Below are 18,241 nucleotides of genomic sequence, written 5' to 3' on the forward strand. Positions count from 1 at the left end.
GGCCTTCAGGAGCTGCAAGCTCCGGTTCCACCGTGTTGGCAGGCGTCGTGATCCTCTCCAGCGCCTCATGGATCTCGTGGATCGGCGCCTCATTGTCGTGATCCGGGAAGTTGCCACGGCAAATGCCAGAGGACGTCCCGGCTGGAATGGGCCCCTGAATGACATGACCGATTCCGCAGGACCGATTGAAGCGAGATCGGCAGTCTCTCGAATGACCGGCGGCAGGCCCCTGGTCGGCTGACTGCGAGAGCTCGTTCCCTGCACGCAGCGGCCCGGAAAGACCTTGTTCTACTCGCGGCTTTTTGCCCGGCCGCCCCATGACCGACTCCCACGGACGTTCCCGGCTGCACGCTGGCCGCATCCTCTCGACCCTTGCCGCCTGCCTGTCCCTGGCAATGGCCATGGCCGGATGCGGCGGGAGCGACACCGTGCCGACGAGGGACGCCCGCAGCCCCGCCGGCGCACCTGCGCCGGCCCCCGCGGCGCCGACCATTACGGCGGTCCCGCCGGGCATCGGCTCCACCAGCGGCGGTGACACCGTCACCCTCACGGGCGCAGGCCTGAGCGGCGCGACGGCGGTGCGCTTGGGCACCAGCCTCGCCACCGGCATCACGGTGGTCAGCGACACCCAGCTGACCCTGACCGCCCCGCCGCACAGTGCTGGCATGGTGGACGTGAGCGTCATGACCGCGCACGGCATCGGCACGATGGCTGGCGCGTTCAGCTACCGGATGGCCGGCCTGATCTTCACCCTGACCGGCACCGGGGCCGCGCTGGGGGCTCGAGCGGCGATGGCGGCCCGCCGCTCGCCGCTGCGATCGACGGGCCCACCGGCCTGGCATTCAATGCCGCCGGCAACCTGCTGATCAGCACGGAAAACGGCCGCGTCCGCGCGATCGCGGCGCGTACCCAGACGCGCTACAAGGTGGCGATGACGGACGGCAAGATCTACACCGTCGCCGGCGGCGGCAGCAGCATGCCGGGAGACGGGGGCCCTGCCGCGAGCGCGCTGATGGATCCGCTCTATGGCGTGGCCGTCGATGGCACCGGACAGGTGCTGGTGAACGAATTCTTCCAGCACCGGGTGCGCACGATCACGCCCTGACGAGGCATCCATGCCCAGGCTCGCGTCAGCGCAGGTCGAGGTCAGCATGGGAGAGGGCTGTATTGCCGTCGAGTAGCCGGCCTCCTACGCGATCACCGCCAGCCGGCTGACACAGCCGTCATGCAGCGGCTCTCTACAGTGGCGCTGCCGATGCAAACTTTTCTTACGCCGTGTAAGTGCAGCAGGCCCGCTGGAGCCCGGGCGGCGCGTGCGCCACGCTGCGCGCGTGGCGGCCGCCCTGGAGGCGGGCGGTGATCGAGCTGCTCTCGCGCGCCGAAGCCGCCGTGAGGCGGGTGCGCGCGCTCCAGCCGGCCCGGCCGCCAGCAGGCCAGCCGCTCACGCCCGGGCAACTCGCCATGCTGCATGCGGCGACGCTGCTGCCGGCCGACGAGCCGCAGCGGCTGGCGGAGTTGCGCGACGTTTCCCTCCTCGACACCGAGGCCGACGAGGAGTACGACAGCCTGGTCCAGCTGGCCGCGGCCGTCTGCGGCACGCCGATGGCGGCGCTGACGTTCGTCGATGCCACGCGCCAGTGGTACAGGGCCCGCGTCGGCATCCCGGTGGCGGATGCCCCGAGGGAGGCCGGCTTCTGCGCCCGCGCCATCCTGGTCGAGGACACGCTGCTCGAGGTGCCGGATGCGGCGGCGGCCTCGTGGTTCGATCCCTTCCTGCACGGGCCGGCGTCGCGGCCGGTGCGCTTCTATGCCGGGGTGCCGCTGCGCACGCGCGAGGGCAGCGCGATCGGCACCCTGTGCGTCATGGACGAGGTGGCCCGGCACCTGACGGTGTCGCAGCGGCAGGCGCTGGAGCGCCTGGGCCGCGCCCTGTGCTCGCAGCTCGGCCTGCGCCGCCAGCTGCGGCGGGCCACCCAGACCGACCGGCTGACCGGCCTGCCCAACTGGCTGCACTTCGAGTCGCAGTTCGAATCGGCGCATCCGCGCGAGGGGGTGGTCTGCTTCGTGCGGCTGAAGGCGCTCAGCCAGATCAGCACCGCCCACGGCTTCCGGGTCGCGGATGCGCTGGTGCAGCAGGCCGCGACCCGGTTGCGCGCCCTCGCCGAGGAAGGGGCTTTCGTCGGGCGCATCAAGCGTGGGCTGTTCCTGCTGTTCTTTCCCGACATGGCGCCGGCCGCCTTCACGAGCCTGCAGGCGCCCCGGCTCGCGGCCCAGCTGCAGGCGCCGTACACGGTCAACGAGCTGACCCTGGTGTGCCCGCTGCACCTGGGCTTCGCGGCGTACCCGCGCGACGGCGCCACGCTGGACGAGGTCGTCAACGCGGCCGACAACGCCCTGCAGCTGGCGATCGAGCGCGACGAGCCGGCGGCCTTCTTCGACCGCCACGTCGACACCGCCGCCAGCACCCACTACCGGCTGGAACCGCAGCTTCGCGCTGCCCTGGCGCGGGACGAGTTCGTCAACTACTACCAGCCCAAGGTCGAGGTGGCGAGCGGACGCATCGTCGGCGTGGAGGCGCTGATCCGCTGGATCCACCCCCAGCGTGGGCTGGTGCCGCCGGCCGAATTCGTGCCGGCGCTGGAGGCCACGGGTCTGATCCGCGAGGTCGGCCGCCACGTCCTGCAGCGCGCGGCGGCCGACTGGCAGCGCTGGCACGACGCCGGCTTGCCGGCCCCACGCATCGCCATCAACGTCGCGGCGGCCCAGTTGCGCGACGGCGAGTTCATCGGGGACCTGCAAGCCGCGCTGGCGCGGGTCGGCGGGCAGGCCGCGGCTCTGGGCATCGAGGTGACCGAGAGCGTGCTGATCCGCAACATGGAGCGGGCCACGGCCGTGCTCAGCCAGGTGAGGGCGATGGGGCTGCCGGTGGCGATCGACGACTTCGGCACCGGCTACTCCTCGCTGGCCTACATCGTGACGCTGCCGGTCGACGAGGTGAAGATCGACCGCTCCTTCGTCGCCCGGATCGCCACCGACGCGGCCTACCGCGGGCTGGTGGGCACCTGCGTCGGCCTGGCGCGCAACCTCAGCCTGCGGGTGGTGGCCGAAGGGGTGGAGAACGAGGCCCAGGCCCGGGAGCTGCTGGCGCTCAAGTGCGACCAGGCCCAGGGCTACCTGTACAGCCCGCCGGTGCCGGCCGGCGACATCGTCGGCATGCTGGCCCACCGTGCGCTGCCCGCCTGAGCCGCGGCAGCAGGGGTCCGGGGCGTGGTCGGCAGTAGGACTGAGCCTACCGGATTGGCCCGCGCAGCCGTCTTAACATGGCCCTTGCCCGCAGCACCTGCAGTTTCCCGTTGCGACACTGATCCATGCCCTTGACCGAACCGACGCTGGACGACAGCGTGGTGCCCATGCTGGAGCGCGCCGCATGCATCGGCGTGTGGCGGCTGCGGCTGGACGGCGGCGAGCTGTACTGGTCGGACCAGCTGGCCGCCATCCATGGCCAGCCGGCCGGCTACGCGCCGCCGGCGCAGGAGGCCTGCCGCCACTACGCGGCGGGCTTCCAGCCGCGCATGGAGGCGTTGCTCGAGGCCTGCTCGACCGAGGGCACGCCGTTCGACGAGGAAGCGCAGATCGCGCTGCCCGACGGGCGCCGATCCTGGGTGCGCTCGCTGGGCGAGGCCCTGCGCGACGGCGAAGGCCGCATCGTCGCGGTGCAGGGCGCGGTGCAGGAGATCGCCCCGCGCGGGCTGCGGCCGGGCACGCTGCTGCGCATGGGCGCCGCGCTGGCCAGCGGCGATGCCTTCGTCACCGTCGATGCCAACGGGCAGTACAGCTACCTCAACGAGCAGGCCGAGCGCCTGCTGGGGGCGGCCAGCCCGCAGCTGCTCGGCCGCCGGTTCTGGAACTCGTTCCAGAAGACGGTCCGCCTGCGCCTGGAAGAGCAGTTCCGCAGCGCCTGCTCGCGCGGCGTCAGGCTGGAATTCGAGGAGCTCGATGCGCGCCTGGCGCAGTGGTTCGAGGTGCGCGGCTTCCCGTTCGCCGACGGCATGGCGCTGCACCTGCGCGATGTCACCAGCCGCCGCAAGGCGCAGCAGCAACTGCGCCTGCTGGAAGGCAGCATCGCGCGCCTGAACGACATCGTCATCATCACCGAGGCCGGACCCTTCAGCGAACCCGGCCCGCGCATCGTGTTCGTCAACGACGCCTTCGAGCGGCGCACCGGCTACATGCGCGAGGAGGTGATCGGCCGCTCGCCCCGGCTGCTGCAGGGGCCCAACACGCCGCGCCCGGCACTGGACCGCATCCGCGCCGCGATGGAGGAATGGCGTCCGGCCCGGGTGGACCTGGTGAACTACAAGAAGAACGGCGAGCCGTTCTGGGTCGACCTGGACGTCTCGCCGGTGTGGGACAAGGAGCGCAAGCTCACCCATTGGGTGGCGGTCGGCCGCGACGTCACCGAGCGCAAGCTGGCCGAGGAGAAGATCCAGCACCTGGCCTTCTACGACCCGCTGACCAAGCTGCCCAACCGGCAGCTGCTGATGGACCGGCTCCATGCCGCGCTCAACGACCCGGCGCGGCCGCGCGAAGGCGCGCTGATGTTCATCGACCTCGACAACTTCAAGGTCCTCAACGACACGCTGGGCCACCAGAAGGGTGACCTGCTGCTGCAGCTGGTGGCCGAGCGCCTGCGCGCCTGCGTGGCCAAGGGCGACACGGTGGCGCGGCTGGGCGGCGACGAGTTCGTGATCCTGCTGGAAAACCGCGGCGACAAGCCGATGGACCCGGCCACAGGCGCGCACGCGGTGGCCGACCGGATCCTGGCCGCGCTGGGCGAACCCTACGTGCTGCCCGGGTACCTGCACCACAGCACCTGCAGCATCGGCGTGACCCTGTTCAGCCGCAGCGACCGCACCGTCAGCGAGCTGCTCAAGCAGGCCGACCTGGCGATGTACCAGGCCAAGAGCTCGGGCCGCAACGCGGTGTGCTTCTTCGACCCCGAGATGCAGGCGGTGGTCAGCGCCAACGCGGCACTGGCGGCCGACATGCGGCAGGCCTGGCGCGAGAACCAGTTCCACATCGAGTACCAGCCGCAGGTGGATGTCGAGGGCCGCATGATCGGCGTCGAGGCGCTGCTGCGCTGGCACCACCCGCTGCGCGGCGTGGTGCCGCCCGAGCAGTTCATTTCCGCCGCGGAGGAGACCTCGCTGATCATCCCGATCGGGCGCTGGGTGCTGGACCAGGCCTGCGCCCAGATCGCGCAGTGGGAGCAGCGGCCCGGACGCGCGCACCTGAGCATCGCCGTCAACGTCAGCGTGCGGCAGTTCCGCCACCCCGAGTTCGTCGATGAGGTGATGCAGGCCATCGGGCAGTCGGGCATCCAGCCGCACAAGCTCAAGCTGGAGCTGACCGAAAGCCTGCTGGCCGACGGCATCGAGGTGACCGTCGCCAAGATGGGCAGCCTCAAGGAGATGGGCGTGGCCCTGTCGCTGGACGACTTCGGCATCGGCTACTCGTCGCTCTCCTACCTCAAGCGGCTGCCGCTGGACCAGCTCAAGATCGACCGCGAGTTCGTCAAGGACATCCTGACCGACGCCAACGACGCAGCCATCGCCCGCACCGTGATCGGGCTGGCCCACAGCCTGGACCTGGACGTGATCGCCGAAGGGGTGGAGACGCCGGAGCAGCGCGACTTCCTGGCCCGGCAGGGCTGCCTGTCCTACCAGGGCTACCTGTACTCGCGCCCGCTTCCGATCGAGGCGCTGGAAGTCTTCATGGACCGGCTCTCGACGCCGGAAGCCGAGCCCGCCTGAGGTGCGGCGGGCGCCAGGCGCCTCAGAGCGGCGCGATCTGCAGCGGCGTGGTGGCGACCATGCGCGGCACGCGCATGACGATCTGGTCCTGCGTGCGGAACAGCTCGACGCCTTCGGCCAGCGCCAGCGCCTGCACGTCGGCCCACTCCAGCGCCCGGTAGTTGGGCTCGGAAGCGATGGCGTCCCGCATCAGGCCGCCGTCGTCGGAGCGCGGCGCGCAGCGGACGGTGAGCACGGCAAAGCCGGGTGACAGCTCGGCCGACACCGACAGTGCGGCGGGACCGTCGGCCGCATCGGCCAGAGTCAGCAGCGAAGCGGCAACCAGGTGGCGCAAGGCCACGCGCGAGGCCTCGAAGTCGGTATCCGGCACCTCGTTGGCCAGGGTGCAGCCGCGGAAGTTGAAGCCGCTGCGCAGCAGCCCCACGCACTCGTCCACGCCGTCGCGCAGGCGCACGCTCTCGTCCTCCGAGGGGGCGATCCAGGCGGCCACCTTCAGGCAGGTCATCACGGCGTCGCGCGCAAGCCGGTTGACCTTGGACACGCTGCGCTCGAGCTCGGCGGGCTCCGGCATGCCCTTGTCGAGCCGGGCGTTGAGGACCTCGGCCATCATGGCCACCGCCTGCAGGTTGACCACCATGTCGTGCTTGAGCGCGGGCGCCAGCCGCCGCAGCACGCCGTAGCGCGCGGCCTCGGCGCCGGTGCGCGGGACGCGGCGGCCGGATTGCGGCGCCGCCGCCGCGGAGGTGGGCGGGTGGATGGCGACGCTCATGTGCCCAGCCTTCGCGCCGCGCGCGCCAGCATCGGTGTTGCTGCCTGATTCATCGGCACCGATTGTTGGCAGCGGGGCCGTTTTCCCCCGTCAGGAGAAGACCGTGGCGACTGTAGGAGAGAGCCTGCGTTGCGTTTGCCGCGCGAGGAGCGGGCTATCCTACGCGGCATGAGCAAGGCGTTCACGCGCGAGAGCGAAGCCGCCGACGTCGACGACGACGAAGCACTGCCCCCGTTGCCGCCGGGCGGTCGCAACTACATCACCCCGCAGGGTTATGCGCGCCTGCGGGCGGAGCTGCTGCAGCTGATCGACGACGAGCGGCCCAAGGTGGTGGAGGTCGTGCACTGGGCGGCCGGCAACGGCGACCGCTCCGAGAACGGCGACTACCTGTATGGCAAGAAGCGCCTGCGCGAGATCGACCGCCGCATCCGCTTCCTCACCCGGCGCCTGGAGATCGCCGAAGTCACCGACCCCTCGCTGCACCACGGCGGCACCCAGGTCTTCTTCGGCGCCACCGTGACCTACGCCGAGCCGTCCGGCGCCGAGCGCACGGTCACCATCCTGGGCATCGACGAGGCCGACAGCGCCCAGGGGCAGGTGAGCTGGATCTCGCCGATCGCCCGCGCGCTGCTCAAGGCGCACGAAGGCGACGTGGTCCGGCTGGTGACGCCGGCGGGCGCGCAGGAGATCGAGGTGCTGGAGGTGCGCTACGCGGCGCCGCAGTCAGGCGCCTGACTGCCCGGCGCGCATGCGCTGCGCGCGCATCACCGAGGGCGTGCGCTTGAGCGTGCGCATCACCGCATCCAGGTGCGCGCGGTCGCGCACCGCCACCAGGAACCGCAGGTCGGTGGCGTCCTGGTCGCGCTGGTCGTCCATGTCCACGTGGGTGATGTCGGCTTCCACGCTGGCCAGCGCGGAAGCCACCCGCGCCAGGGCCCCCTTGCCGTTGGCCACGGTGACCAGGATCGCGGTCTCGAACGGCCGCACCGGCTCGTCGGACCAGTCGACCCCGATGAAGCGCTCGGCGTCCTTGTGCTGCAGCCGGCGCGCCACCGCGCAGTCCTCCAGGTGCACCACCAGCCCCTCGCCGCGGCCCAGGTAGCCGACGATGGCGTCGCCCGGAACCGGTCGGCAGCAGGCGGCGAACTGCACCGAGGCGTTCTCGCTGCCGTCGAGCACGACGCTGCCCTGCGAGACGTTCTCGTGCGCCGTGTAGCGCTCGCGCGTGATCAGCAGCGTGTCGGGCCGCTGGCCCAGCTCGCCCATCAGCGTCATCAGGCGCTTGGCCACGATGCCGGCGATGCGCTTGCCCAGGCCCAGGTCGGTCAGCAGCTCGGCCCGGCTCTTGCTGCCGGTGAAGCGCAGCAGCTTGTCCCAGATCGGGCGGTGCTCGTCGTCGTCGGCCGGCAGGCGTTCGATGCCCTCGGCGCGCAGCGCCTGGGTGAGCAGCTTCTCGCCCAGCTCCTGCGACTCGACCTGGGCCAGCGACTTCAGGTGGTGGCGGATCTTCGAGCGCGCACGGCCGGTGCGCACGAACCCCAGCCAGGCCGGGTTGGGCGTGGAGAACGGCGCCGTCACCACCTCCACCACGTCGCCGTTGTTCAGCTCGGTGCGCAGCGGCACCTGCAGGCCGTTGATCTTGGCGGCCACCGTGTGGTCGCCCACGTCGCTGTGGATGGCGTAGGCGAAGTCGACCACCGTGGCACCGCGCGGCATGGCCAGGATCTGGCTCTTGGGCGTGAACACATAGACCGCATCGGGGAACAGGTCGATCTTGACGTGGTCCCAGAACTCGGCGGCATCGCGGGTCTCGTGCTGGATGTCCAGCAGCGACTGCAGCCACTTGGTGCCCAGCCGGTCGGAGCCGTCGCCGTCCGGGTGGCTGGCCTTGTACAGCCAGTGGGCGGCCACGCCCGACTCGGCCACCACGTGCATGCCCTCGGTGCGCATCTGGAACTCCACGTTCACGCCCGAGGGACCGACCAGCGTCGTGTGCAGCGACTGGTAGCCGTTGACCTTGGGGATGGCGATGTGGTCCTTGAAGCGGCCCGGCACCGGCTTGTACATCTGGTGCAGGATGCCCAGGGCCGTGTAGCAGTCGGTCACCGTGGGCACGATGACGCGGAAGCCGTAGATGTCGGTCACCTGCGCGAACGACAGGTGCTTCTCGTCCATCTTGCGGTAGATCGAGTAGATGGTCTTCTCGCGCCCGGCGATGCGCACCTGCATGCCGGCCTGCTCGAACGCCGATTCGACCTCGCGCTGCACCTTCTGGATCAGGTCGCGCCGCCGGCTGCGGGCCTTGGCCACGGCCTTGTCCAGCACGCCATGGCGCCACGGCATCAGGTAGCGGAAGGCCAGCTCCTGCAGCTCGCGGTAGGTCAGGTTCAGGCCCAGCCGGTGGGCGATGGGCGCGTAGATGTCCAGCGTCTCGCGCGAGATGCGGCCCCACTTCTCGCGCGGCACGTCTTCCAGCGTGCGCATGTTGTGGGTGCGGTCGGCCAGCTTGATCAGGATGACGCGCACGTCGCGCGCCATGGCCAGCAGCATCTTGCGGAAGGACTCGGCCTGGCTTTCCTCGCGGGTGTCGAACTGCAGCTTGTCGAGCTTGGTCAGGCCGTCCACCAGCTCGGCGACCGGCATGCCGAAGCGCTCCACCAGTTCGGGCTTGGTGACGCCGCAGTCCTCGATCGAATCGTGCAGCAGCGCCGCCATCAGCGCCTGGACATCGAGCTTCCACTCGGCGCACTTGGCCGCCACCGCGATCGGGTGGGTGATGTACGGTTCGCCGCTGGCGCGGATCTGCCCCAGGTGGGCTTCGTCGGCGAAGCGATAGGCCTGGCGGACCTGCTCGACGTCGGCGGGCTCGAGGTAGTCGAGCCGCGCCATCAGCGCCGCGAAACTGGCGGCCGCTGCGTTGGCGGCTGCGGGGCTGGGCAGCGCCGCCCCGGCGCGCTGGCCTTTGCCGGCGGAGGGGAGCACGGCACTCATGCCTCAAATGTAGCGTGAGCGTGCGCTCGCTGCGGCAGGGAAATGAGAAAGGCACCGCCGGGGCGGTGCCTATTGGTGAGGCAGGGACCGAAACGGCCCTGCTTGTGCAGCGGAATCCCCGCCGGCGCGGGGATGCCCGGACTACGCTGCGCTTAGCCGGGCACCTTCTTCAGCATCTCCAGGCCGACCTTGCCGTCGGCGATCTCGCGCAGGGCAGTGACGCCGGGCTTGTTCTTGCTCTCGATCTTGGGCGCGTGGCCCTGGCTCAGCATGCGGGCGCGGTAGGTGGCGGCCAGCACGAGCTGGAAGCGGTTGGGGATCTTTTCCAGACAGTCTTCGACGGTGATGCGGGCCATGGTCTCTCGCGTGTCAGGGGATGTTGAGGGCCTTGAAGGTCTCGGCCCGGGCCCGGCGCTGGGCGGAATACTTCAGCCGCTGGGCGTGAACGATGGCTTTGAGGTCGAACAGCGCTCGTTCGAAAAGCTCATTGATTATAACGAAGTCGAATTCCGGGGCCTTGGCCATCTCCTCGGCCGCATTGCGCAGCCGCAGCTCGATGGTCTCGGCCGAATCCTCGCCGCGCCGCTCCAGCCGCGAGCGCAGCTCCTCCCAGCTCGGGGGCAGCACGAACACCAGCACCGCGTTGGCGAAGATGCGCTTGATCTGCAGGGCGCCCTGGAAGTCGATCTCCAGGATCACGTCGGCGCCCAGGGCGATGCGCTCCTCGATCGCCTTCTTGGAGGTGCCGTAGCGGCGCCCGTGGACGAACGCCCACTCGACGAAGGTGCCGGCCAGCACCATCGCGTCGAACTCCTGCTCGGAGACGAAGTAGTACTCGCGGCCGTGCTTTTCCTGCCCGCGCGGCGCGCGCGTGGTGTGCGAAACCGAGGGCTGGACCTGCGAATCGAGCTCCAGCAGGGCCTTGACCAGGCTGGACTTGCCGGCGCCGCTGGGGGCGGCGACGACGAACAGGTTGCCGGGGTAGTCCATGGTGGTTACTGCTTCACTCGATGTTCTGCACCTGCTCGCGCATCTGCTCGATCAGGACCTTCATGTCCACCGAGATGCGCGTCAGCTCCAGCGCGGCCGACTTGGAGCCCAGCGTATTGGCCTCCCGGTGCAGCTCCTGGATCAGGAAATCCAGCCGCTTGCCGATCTCGCCGCCCTTGGTGACCAGGCGCTCGATCTCGTCCAGGTGGGCGGCCAGCCGGGTGAGTTCCTCGGCCACGTCGATGCGGATGGCGAACGCGGTCGCCTCCGTCAGGGCGCGGTCCTGGGCGGCTTCCGGCGAGGCCGTGCCTTCGGCCAGGCCCATGGCCTCGTTCCAGCGTTCCAGGAAGCGGGCGCGCTGCTGCTCCACCAGCTGCGGCACCAGCGGGCGGGCCTGCTCGGCCAGCCCGCGCAGCTGCGCCAGGTGGCCCAGGAGCATGGCGGCCAGGCGGGCGCCTTCGCGCTCCCGTGCGGCCAGCAGGTCGTCGAGCGCCTGCTTCGCCAGCGCCTGCAGGGCCGGGCCGGGGTCGGCGTGCGGCGCGTCCTCGCCGGCGCCCAGGCGCAGCACGTCGGCCACGCTCAGCGCCCGCGCATCGGGCAGCCAGGTGCGCACCGTGTCCTGCAGCGCGGCCAGCCGCTGCAGCAGGCGGGCGGTCGGCTCGCGCACGGCATCGGCCTGGGTCGATTCGAGGCCGGCGCGCAGCTCCACCTTGCCGCGCTTGAGGCGGCCCTGCAGCAGCTCGCGCAACGCCGGTTCGTGCTGGCGCAGGTCTTCGGACAGGCGCAGCGACAGGTCGAGGAAGCGGCTGTTGACCGACCGGATCTCGAGCCCGAGGCGGCCTTGTGCCGACGCCTTGGCGTCGGGGGCGGTCGCGCCCGCGGCCAGGCTGTGCTGCCCGCTTGCGTAACCGGTCATGCTGTAAACTGGCATCGACTCTCTGGGGTGTTGCGGGATAGCGAGGATAACGGGGCCGCGCCGGCGGCCCTAGACTGGAAATTATGTCAAAGGTCAAGCCGGCGCCCCTGCCGCCGGATACGGTCATCGGGGGCTATCGCGTGGTGCGCAAGCTCTCCGCCGGCGGCTTTGGCGTCGTCTACCTCGCTGTCGACAGCGAGGGCCAGCAGGTCGCCATCAAGGAATACCTCCCGGCCTCGCTGGCCACCCGCGCCCCGGGCGAGCTGCTGCCCCAGGTGCAGCCCGAGAAGCTGTCGCTGTACCGCCTGGGCCTCAAGAGCTTCTTCGAGGAAGGCCGCTCGCTGGCGCAGATCTCGCACGCCTCGGTGGTCAGCGTGCTGAACTTCTTCCGCGAGAACGAGACCGTCTACATGGTGATGAACTACCTGGAGGGCGCGACCCTGCAGGACTTCATCATCACCGCGCGCGAGCTGAAGAAGCAGAAGGTGTTCCGCGAGTCCACCATCCGCTCGCTGTTCGACGAGATCCTGCGCGGCCTGCGCATCGTGCACCAGCACAAGATGCTGCACCTGGACATCAAGCCGGCCAACATCTTCATCACCGACGACAACAAGGCGGTGATGATCGACTTCGGCGCCGCCCGCGAGGTGCTGTCCAAGGAAGGCAACTTCATCCGGCCGATGTACACGCCCGGCTTCGCCGCGCCCGAGATGTACCGGCGCGATTCGTCGATGGGCCCGTGGACCGACATCTACGCCATCGGCGCCTGCATCTACGCCTGCATGCAGGGCTACCCGCCCAACGACGCGCCGCAGCGGCTCGAGAAGGACCGCCTGGCGCTGGCCTTGTCGCGCCTGCGCGGCGTCTACTCCGACAACCTGATCGAGGTGGTGGAATGGTGCATGTCGCTCGACCCGCTGTCCCGCCCGCAGTCGGTGTTCGCGCTGCAGAAGGAACTGAGCCGCGAGGGCGAGCGGCGCTACACCAAGCTGACGGTGGGCGAGAAGGTGCGCCTGCAGTTCGACAACATGGTGGCGGACTCGAAGAAGGGCTTGCGCCGCGCCACCGGCGCGGCCAGGCTGAAGTGACCTCCGCGCGGGCCAGGCCATGAAGTTCTCCGTCTTCCAGATCAGCCGCAAGGGCGGGCGCGAGAAGAACGAGGACCGCATGGGCTACTGCTACACCCGCGGGTCGGGCCTGTTCGTGCTGGCCGACGGCATGGGCGGACACCCCGAGGGCGAGGTGGCCGCGCAACTGGCGCTGCAGACCATCTCGGCGCTGTACCAGAAGGAAGCGCGGCCCACCGTGCGCGACCCGGAGGAGTTCCTCTCCGGCGCGCTGATGGCCGCCCACCACCAGATCATCCGCTACGCCAGCGAGAAGGGCATGCTCGACACGCCGCGCACCACCCTGGTGGCGGCGCTGCTGCAGGGCACCTCGGCGAGCTGGGTGCATTGCGGCGATTCGCGCCTGTACGTGGTGCGCGAAGGCGAGCTGCTCACGCGCACGCGCGACCACTCGTACATGGAGCAGCACAGCTCCGGCGTGATCAAGCTCGAGCGCGTCAACCGCAACATCCTGTTCACCTGCCTGGGCTCGCCCACCAAGCCGGTGTTCGACGTCACCGGGCCGGTGGTGCTGCAGCAGGGCGACAAGATCCTGCTGTGCTCCGACGGGCTGTGGAGCTCGGTGCCCGACGCCGACATCGTGCGCCAGCTCAGCACCCGGACGGTGTCGGAGGCGGCCCCCGAGCTGGTGGAACTGGCGCTGCGCAATGGCGGAGCCACCTGCGACAACACCACGGTGATCGCGCTGGAGTGGGAGACGCCCGACGTGTTCGAGTCCACCCATGGCGTGTCCACCGACAGCATCTCCGACGGCGTGTTCGCCTCCACCATCCAGGCCGGCGTGATGGACACGCTGATCGACGACCTGGACGACGACGCCATCGAGCGCTCCATCGCCGAGATCAACGAGGCGATCCGCCGCTCCGCCGCGCGCAAGGGTTGAGCCGCGGCGCCGCGCAGCCGGCGCCGAATGACCCGGCCGCGGCGCGGCACCGATGGCGAATGAGAAAATGACAGGTTGCCCGCGCCGCTTTCCGCCAGGTCGAAGCGCAGCGAAGTCATCCGTCCTCCGTCACTTTCCCTCCATGATCCTTTCCCGCCCCAACGGCCGCGCCGCCGACCAGCTTCGCCCCGTGCGCATCAGCCGCGGCTACACCATCCATGCCGAGGGCTCGGTGCTGGTCGAATTCGGCCTCACCAAGGTGTTGTGCACGGCCTCAATCGAGGAGAAGGTGCCGCCGCACAAGCGCGGCAGCGGCGAGGGCTGGGTCACCGCCGAATACGGCATGCTGCCGCGCGCCACCCACACCCGCGGCGACCGCGAAGCGGCCAAGGGCAAGCAAAGCGGCCGCACCCAGGAGATCCAGCGCCTGATCGGGCGCTCGCTGCGCGCCGTGTTCGACCTCCAGGCGCTGGGCGAGCGCACCCTGCAGCTCGATTGCGACGTGCTGCAGGCCGATGGCGGCACCCGCACCGCGGCCATCACCGGCGCCTTCGTCGCCGCGCACGACGCGGTGAGCCAGCTGCTGCGGCAAGGCAAGCTGGCCGCCTCGCCCATCACCGGCCCGGTCGCCGCCGTGTCGGTCGGCATCGTGCAGGGCGTGCCGATGCTGGACCTGGAATACGTCGAAGACGTGGCCTGCGACACCGACATGAACGTGGTGATGACCGGCGCCGGCCACTACGTGGAAGTGCAGGGCACGGCCGAAGGCGCGGCGTTCACCCGCGCCGAGATGGACGAACTGCTGCGCCTGGCCGAGAAGGGCATCGCCGAGCTGGTGCGGCTGCAGCAGCAGGCGCTGGAAGCGCCGCTGCCGGCGTGACGGGGACCGCCCTGATGGTGTCGCGCATCGTGCTGGCCTCCAACAACCGCGGCAAGCTGGCGGAGCTGCAGGCCATGCTGGCGCCGCTGGGCGTGCAGCTGGTGCGCCAGGCCGAACTGGGCATCCCGGAGGCGGAAGAGCCGTTCCGCACCTTCGTCGAGAACGCGCTGGCCAAGGCCCGCCACGCCGCCCGCCACAGCGGCCTGCCGGCACTGGCCGACGACGCGGGGCTGTGCGTCGATGCCTTCGGCGGGCTGCCCGGTGTGGACACCGCCTATTACGCGACGCAGTTCGGCTACGAAAAGGGCGACGACCACAACGTGCGCGCGCTGCTGGAGCAGATGCGCGGCGTGGACAACCGCCGTGCCGCCCTGGTCAGCACGCTGGTGGCCGTGCGCGCGCCGGAAGACCCGGAGCCGCTGATCGCCGTCGGCCGCGCCGTCGGCCAGATCGCGCGCGAGCCGGCCGGCGGCAATGGCTTCGGCTTCGACCCGGTGATGTTCATTCCCGCCTTCGGCAAGACCTTCGCCCAGTTGCCGCCCGAGGTGAAGAACGCCCACAGCCACCGCGGCCAGGCCGCGCGGCAGATGGTCGAGCTGATGCGGGAGCGCTGGCTGTGAACACGCCGGTGGACGCCTCGCACTACCTGCGCCCCGGCCTGCTGCAGCTGCCGGCGCTGCCGCCGCTGTCGGTGTACGTGCACCTGCCCTGGTGCCTGCGCAAATGCCCCTACTGCGACTTCAATTCGCACGAGGCGCAGGGCGGCGCCGTGCCCGAGCAGCGCTACATCGATGCCCTGATGGCCGACCTGGAAGCGGCGCTGCCGCTGGTGTGGGGCCGCACCGTGTACAGCGTGTTCATCGGCGGCGGCACGCCCAGCCTGTTCTCGCCGGCGGCGATCGAAGGCCTCATCGCCGGGCTGCGCGCACGGCTGAAGCTGGAGCCGGGCTGCGAGATCACGCTGGAAGCCAACCCCGGCACCTTCGAGAAGGACCGCTTCCGTGCCTTCCGCGACGCCGGCGTCACGCGCCTGTCGATCGGCGTGCAAAGCTTCAGCGACCCGCACCTGCGCGCGCTGGGCCGCGTGCACGACCGGGCGCAGGCGATCGCCGCCGCCGAGGAAGCCGCGCTGGCCTTCGGGACCTTCAACCTGGACCTGATGTATGCCTTGCCAGGGCAGGACCTGGCGATGCTGGAACAGGACCTCACCCAGGCGCTGGCGCTGATGCCGCCGCACCTGTCGGTCTACCACCTGACGATCGAACCCAACACCTTCTTCGCCAAGCATCCGCCGCCGCTGCCCGAGGACGACCTGGCCTACGCCATGCTGGACCGGATCACCGAGATGACCGCGGGCGCCGGCCTGGAGCGCTACGAAGTCTCGGCCTATGCCAAGCCGGACCACGCCTGCCGCCACAACCTGAACTACTGGCAGTTCGGCGACTACCTCGGGCTGGGCGCCGGCGCCCACGGCAAGCTGAGCTTTCCGCACCGCGTCGTGCGGCAGGTGCGCTTTCGCGAGCCTCGCCTTTACATGGAAAAGGCACTGGCCGGCAATGCCGTCACGCAGGAAGAAGAGGTTCCGCGCCGCCAGCTGCCCTTCGAGTTCATGCTCAATGCGCTGCGGCTGCGCCGCGGCTTCGCGCTGCAGTCTTTCTTCGAGCGCACCGGCCTGCCGCTGTCGGCAATCGAGCCGCAACTCGCGCAGGCCCAGTCCAAGGGCCTGCTCGAGGTGGAGGCCGGCTGGGTGCGTCCGACCGAGCGCGGCTTCGACTTCCTGAGCGACCTGCAGGGCCTGTTCCTGGCCGGCTGAACGCCGGCCGAACACTAGAATGCGGCTTCCCCCGGAAGCGGCAGAGCGGTTGAATGCACCGGTCTTGAAAACCGGCGACGTCGCAAGGCGTCCGTGAGTTCGAATCTCACCGCTTCCGCCAAGACGGCAGTCCAGCCCCTCAGTGCCCCGCGCGCGGTGTGTGCGTCCAGTTCCCGCGCGATCCCTCCCCGGACCTTCTCGCCAGGAGCAGTCCGCCGGCCGCCGCCAGTGCACCGGCCGCCGCCAGCAGCGTGCCGCTGCTCATCGACCGCGCCATGCTGCCGGCCAGTTCACCGCTGCGCGGGCCGATCAGCTGCAGGCGCCGGCGGGTCATGCGCGCCCCCATCTCGGACAACTGGCCGGACAGCAGGCGTTCGGCCTGCGGCAGGAGCTGTGTTTCCTCCTCGGCCACGTGGTGCAGCACGGTGCGCATCAGGTCGAACACGGTCTGGTCGAAACCGGCGTCCTGCGGCTGCAGCGCGCGCAGCCGCGCGATCAGGCTGCGCATCTCGTCGTGGTCCGCGCGCGACTTGTCGATCGCCTCGCCCGGCTCCACCTCGCGCATGGCCGGATAGAAGATCTCCTCCTCCAGCTGCGCATGCACCTCCAGGGCCAGGCAGATGTTGTCGGCCAGGCCTTTCTTCACGCGCGCCGGCGTGTCGATCTGGTACTGGTGGAAGGCCGAGACCACATGGGCGTGGTCCATGCGGATCATGTTGGTGATGGTGGGCGACATCCGGCTGAGGATGGAAGGGGAGGTCATGCGAAGCTCCTTTGCTGCATTCAGTGCCATGCGAGATCCAGGTGGCCGCGCAGGCTGCAGGGCATGATGCGGGGCGCCGGGGCGCACCGGTGTAGGAGCAACGCCCCACCGGGTGGTGCACCGCGCGGCCTGGTCGACCGGAACGCCGGTCCGCCATCCGACGACAGCGCGCCGGGCACGGCACCTACCTCATGAGGGGTCCCGGCCCCTCAGGGGCGGCCGGTGGCGGCGGTTACCTTCTGGCCATCAGAAACACGGGAGATTCCAATGCCGGTGATCCTTTGGCTGCTGGGCGTACCGCTCGTCGTCATCGTCATCCTGATGCTGCTGGGCGTGCTCTGACGCGGCGACCGGCTTCCGTCGTCAGGGCGGGGTGCCCTTGATCTGATCGAACTGCTCGGCGGTGCGGCCGGATCGCTCGCGCCGGTTGCCGCCGGCATATTCCGTGCCGCTGCTGGGTGTCTCCACCGGCCCCTGGTTGCCGTAGGGCTGGCGCCCGCTCAGCCGTGACGGGTCGCCGCTGGGCATGTCGCCGCGGCCGGAGCCGCCCTCCCAGTTCACTTCGTTGCGGTAGCCGTGGCGGGCACGGGCAGGCTCGGGCTGCTGCCGCGCGGCAGGCGTTTTCGGGTCTTCCATGGAGCTGCGTCCCTTCGTCTTCGCGCCCCGTCCAGCCGGGCGCTGCACAACGCTACAAGGCTAGCGGCAGGCGCAGCCCGCGGTGTAGGACGCAGGCTCGGCTGCGCGCTGTTACGCGCAGCCCACCCGGGCGCCGGACTACTGTGCCGGCTTCACCTGGGTGGCCGGGACCGGCACCAGCAGCACCGGGTCCGACGTCTTGGGTTCGATGGTGACCGAGTCCTGGCCCGGCGGCAGGACCACGGTCTCGACTTCCCGCAGCACGCCGCCGCCCGCCACGCTGCCGCTCACGTTGCCATAGCCCATCACGCGCGCCTCGCAGGCCGCCTTGCTTTCGGCATCCTTGAACACCTCGCAGCGGGCCATCGCGTTGGCTTCGTACTGCGCCGGGCTGGCGCCGTTGGAAAGGGCGCCGCGCTGTTGGGCGGCATGCGCGTTGCGCGCTTCCAGCAGGCAGGTGGCGCGGTCCTGCTGGGTGCGCCCCGCCTTGCAGTCCTGCACTTGCGCGCGGTAGCTGGCGGCGGATTCGGCGGGCGGGGCCGCATCGGCCGCGGCGGCCACCTGGGCGGTGGCGGCGCCCAGTGCCAGCAGCGAGAAGGCGGCGAACGACAACAGGGGCTGGCGCGAGCGCAGCCGCAGCTTGGCTTTCATGGCGGGCTC

At 70.3% G+C, this 18,241-nt stretch carries 18 protein-coding genes and 1 tRNA gene; 11 read left to right on the plus strand and 8 right to left on the minus strand.

Annotated features, from left to right (window positions below):
• Positions 1–317: 317 nt before the first annotated feature.
• From PE066_RS14300 to PE066_RS14315, 4 genes are all read left to right on the plus strand, one after another.
• Entirely contained in the window at positions 318–866 is a 549-nt protein-coding gene (locus PE066_RS14300) for an IPT/TIG domain-containing protein (RefSeq protein WP_271233202.1), read from the plus strand.
• Positions 867–931: 65 nt separating this feature from the next.
• A complete protein-coding gene (locus PE066_RS14305; protein ID WP_271233203.1) occupies positions 932–1,105 on the plus strand; it encodes a hypothetical protein in 174 nt (57 codons plus the stop codon).
• 251 nt (positions 1,106–1,356) lie between these two features.
• Positions 1,357–3,243, plus strand: a complete 1,887-nt coding sequence (locus PE066_RS14310) for a putative bifunctional diguanylate cyclase/phosphodiesterase (protein ID WP_271233204.1) — start codon at positions 1,357–1,359, stop codon at positions 3,241–3,243.
• Between the two features lie 125 nt (positions 3,244–3,368).
• Positions 3,369–5,813, plus strand: a complete 2,445-nt coding sequence (locus tag PE066_RS14315) for a bifunctional diguanylate cyclase/phosphodiesterase (RefSeq protein WP_271233205.1) — start codon at positions 3,369–3,371, stop codon at positions 5,811–5,813.
• Positions 5,814–5,835: 22 nt separating this feature from the next.
• Here the strand turns inward: PE066_RS14315 and PE066_RS14320 are convergent, their stop codons facing one another.
• Positions 5,836–6,582: a hypothetical protein gene (locus PE066_RS14320; RefSeq protein ID WP_271233206.1), complete on the minus strand. Its 747-nt coding sequence runs from the start codon at positions 6,580–6,582 to the stop codon at positions 5,836–5,838.
• Positions 6,583–6,750: 168 nt separating this feature from the next.
• Between PE066_RS14320 and greB the strand changes: the two genes are divergently transcribed.
• The gene (gene greB, locus PE066_RS14325) at positions 6,751–7,317 is read left to right on the plus strand and encodes a transcription elongation factor GreB (RefSeq protein ID WP_271233207.1); all 567 of its coding nucleotides are present in this window, start codon (positions 6,751–6,753) and stop codon (positions 7,315–7,317) included.
• On the opposite strand, the gene PE066_RS14330 is transcribed toward greB, so the two are convergent.
• The 4 genes from PE066_RS14330 to PE066_RS14345 form a co-directional block, all read right to left on the minus strand.
• Entirely contained in the window at positions 7,306–9,573 is a 2,268-nt protein-coding gene (locus PE066_RS14330) for a RelA/SpoT family protein (RefSeq protein WP_271233208.1), read from the minus strand. The genes greB and PE066_RS14330 overlap by 12 nt on opposite strands.
• A gap of 152 nt (positions 9,574–9,725) precedes the next feature.
• Complete coding sequence (gene rpoZ, locus PE066_RS14335) at positions 9,726–9,929, minus strand: DNA-directed RNA polymerase subunit omega (protein ID WP_061496933.1); 204 nt, start codon at positions 9,927–9,929, stop codon at positions 9,726–9,728.
• Positions 9,930–9,942: 13 nt separating this feature from the next.
• The gene (gmk, locus tag PE066_RS14340) at positions 9,943–10,563 is read right to left on the minus strand and encodes a guanylate kinase (RefSeq protein WP_271233209.1); all 621 of its coding nucleotides are present in this window, start codon (positions 10,561–10,563) and stop codon (positions 9,943–9,945) included.
• Between the two features lie 13 nt (positions 10,564–10,576).
• Complete coding sequence (locus tag PE066_RS14345) at positions 10,577–11,494, minus strand: YicC/YloC family endoribonuclease (RefSeq protein WP_271233210.1); 918 nt, start codon at positions 11,492–11,494, stop codon at positions 10,577–10,579.
• 68 nt (positions 11,495–11,562) lie between these two features.
• Between PE066_RS14345 and PE066_RS14350 the strand changes: the two genes are divergently transcribed.
• The 6 genes from PE066_RS14350 to PE066_RS14375 all read left to right on the plus strand — a co-directional run bounded on the left by PE066_RS14350 (position 11,563) and on the right by PE066_RS14375 (position 16,303).
• Positions 11,563–12,567, plus strand: a complete 1,005-nt coding sequence (locus PE066_RS14350) for a serine/threonine protein kinase (RefSeq protein WP_271233211.1) — start codon at positions 11,563–11,565, stop codon at positions 12,565–12,567.
• 19 nt (positions 12,568–12,586) lie between these two features.
• Positions 12,587–13,489, plus strand: a complete 903-nt coding sequence (locus PE066_RS14355; RefSeq protein ID WP_271233212.1) for a PP2C family protein-serine/threonine phosphatase — start codon at positions 12,587–12,589, stop codon at positions 13,487–13,489.
• A gap of 142 nt (positions 13,490–13,631) precedes the next feature.
• Positions 13,632–14,369, plus strand: a complete 738-nt coding sequence (gene rph / locus PE066_RS14360) for a ribonuclease PH (RefSeq protein ID WP_271233213.1) — start codon at positions 13,632–13,634, stop codon at positions 14,367–14,369.
• Between the two features lie 14 nt (positions 14,370–14,383).
• Positions 14,384–14,989: an RdgB/HAM1 family non-canonical purine NTP pyrophosphatase gene (rdgB, locus tag PE066_RS14365; RefSeq protein WP_271236583.1), complete on the plus strand. Its 606-nt coding sequence runs from the start codon at positions 14,384–14,386 to the stop codon at positions 14,987–14,989.
• The gene (gene hemW, locus PE066_RS14370; protein ID WP_271233214.1) at positions 14,986–16,182 is read left to right on the plus strand and encodes a radical SAM family heme chaperone HemW; all 1,197 of its coding nucleotides are present in this window, start codon (positions 14,986–14,988) and stop codon (positions 16,180–16,182) included. The genes rdgB and hemW overlap by 4 nt, the downstream gene beginning before the upstream one ends.
• A 33-nt stretch (positions 16,183–16,215) precedes the next feature.
• Positions 16,216–16,303 (plus strand) — tRNA-Ser (locus PE066_RS14375).
• 18 nt (positions 16,304–16,321) lie between these two features.
• Here the strand turns inward: PE066_RS14375 and PE066_RS14380 are convergent.
• From PE066_RS14380 to PE066_RS14390, 3 genes are all read right to left on the minus strand, one after another.
• Positions 16,322–16,945: a hemerythrin domain-containing protein gene (locus tag PE066_RS14380; RefSeq protein WP_271233215.1), complete on the minus strand. Its 624-nt coding sequence runs from the start codon at positions 16,943–16,945 to the stop codon at positions 16,322–16,324.
• Between the two features lie 363 nt (positions 16,946–17,308).
• Positions 17,309–17,581 (minus strand): hypothetical protein, encoded by a 273-nt coding sequence (locus PE066_RS14385; RefSeq protein WP_271233216.1) that lies wholly within the window; start codon positions 17,579–17,581, stop codon positions 17,309–17,311.
• Positions 17,582–17,719: 138 nt separating this feature from the next.
• Positions 17,720–18,232, minus strand: a complete 513-nt coding sequence (locus tag PE066_RS14390) for a hypothetical protein (RefSeq protein ID WP_271233217.1) — start codon at positions 18,230–18,232, stop codon at positions 17,720–17,722.
• Positions 18,233–18,241 lie beyond the last annotated feature (9 nt).

This window comes from Ramlibacter tataouinensis, assembly GCF_027941915.1.
In the GTDB taxonomy this organism is placed as follows: domain Bacteria; phylum Pseudomonadota; class Gammaproteobacteria; order Burkholderiales; family Burkholderiaceae_C; genus Ramlibacter; species Ramlibacter tataouinensis_C.

Coding starts and splice junctions, on each gene's coding strand:
- greB (WP_271233207.1), top strand. CDS start 6,751: ATGAGCAAGGCGTTCACGCGCGAGAGCGAAGCCGCCGACGTCGACGAC.
- PE066_RS14320 (WP_271233206.1), bottom strand. CDS start 6,582: ATGAGCGTCGCCATCCACCCGCCCACCTCCGCGGCGGCGGCGCCGCAA.
- PE066_RS14305 (WP_271233203.1), top strand. CDS start 932: ATGACGGACGGCAAGATCTACACCGTCGCCGGCGGCGGCAGCAGCATG.
- PE066_RS14380 (WP_271233215.1), bottom strand. CDS start 16,945: ATGACCTCCCCTTCCATCCTCAGCCGGATGTCGCCCACCATCACCAAC.
- rph (WP_271233213.1), top strand. CDS start 13,632: ATGATCCTTTCCCGCCCCAACGGCCGCGCCGCCGACCAGCTTCGCCCC.
- rpoZ (WP_061496933.1), bottom strand. CDS start 9,929: ATGGCCCGCATCACCGTCGAAGACTGTCTGGAAAAGATCCCCAACCGC.
- gmk (WP_271233209.1), bottom strand. CDS start 10,563: ATGGACTACCCCGGCAACCTGTTCGTCGTCGCCGCCCCCAGCGGCGCC.
- PE066_RS14385 (WP_271233216.1), bottom strand. CDS start 17,581: ATGGAAGACCCGAAAACGCCTGCCGCGCGGCAGCAGCCCGAGCCTGCC.
- PE066_RS14390 (WP_271233217.1), bottom strand. CDS start 18,232: ATGAAAGCCAAGCTGCGGCTGCGCTCGCGCCAGCCCCTGTTGTCGTTC.
- PE066_RS14315 (WP_271233205.1), top strand. CDS start 3,369: ATGCCCTTGACCGAACCGACGCTGGACGACAGCGTGGTGCCCATGCTG.
- PE066_RS14355 (WP_271233212.1), top strand. CDS start 12,587: ATGAAGTTCTCCGTCTTCCAGATCAGCCGCAAGGGCGGGCGCGAGAAG.
- PE066_RS14300 (WP_271233202.1), top strand. CDS start 318: ATGACCGACTCCCACGGACGTTCCCGGCTGCACGCTGGCCGCATCCTC.
- PE066_RS14345 (WP_271233210.1), bottom strand. CDS start 11,494: ATGCCAGTTTACAGCATGACCGGTTACGCAAGCGGGCAGCACAGCCTG.
- PE066_RS14350 (WP_271233211.1), top strand. CDS start 11,563: ATGTCAAAGGTCAAGCCGGCGCCCCTGCCGCCGGATACGGTCATCGGG.
- rdgB (WP_271236583.1), top strand. CDS start 14,384: ATGGTGTCGCGCATCGTGCTGGCCTCCAACAACCGCGGCAAGCTGGCG.
- PE066_RS14330 (WP_271233208.1), bottom strand. CDS start 9,573: ATGAGTGCCGTGCTCCCCTCCGCCGGCAAAGGCCAGCGCGCCGGGGCG.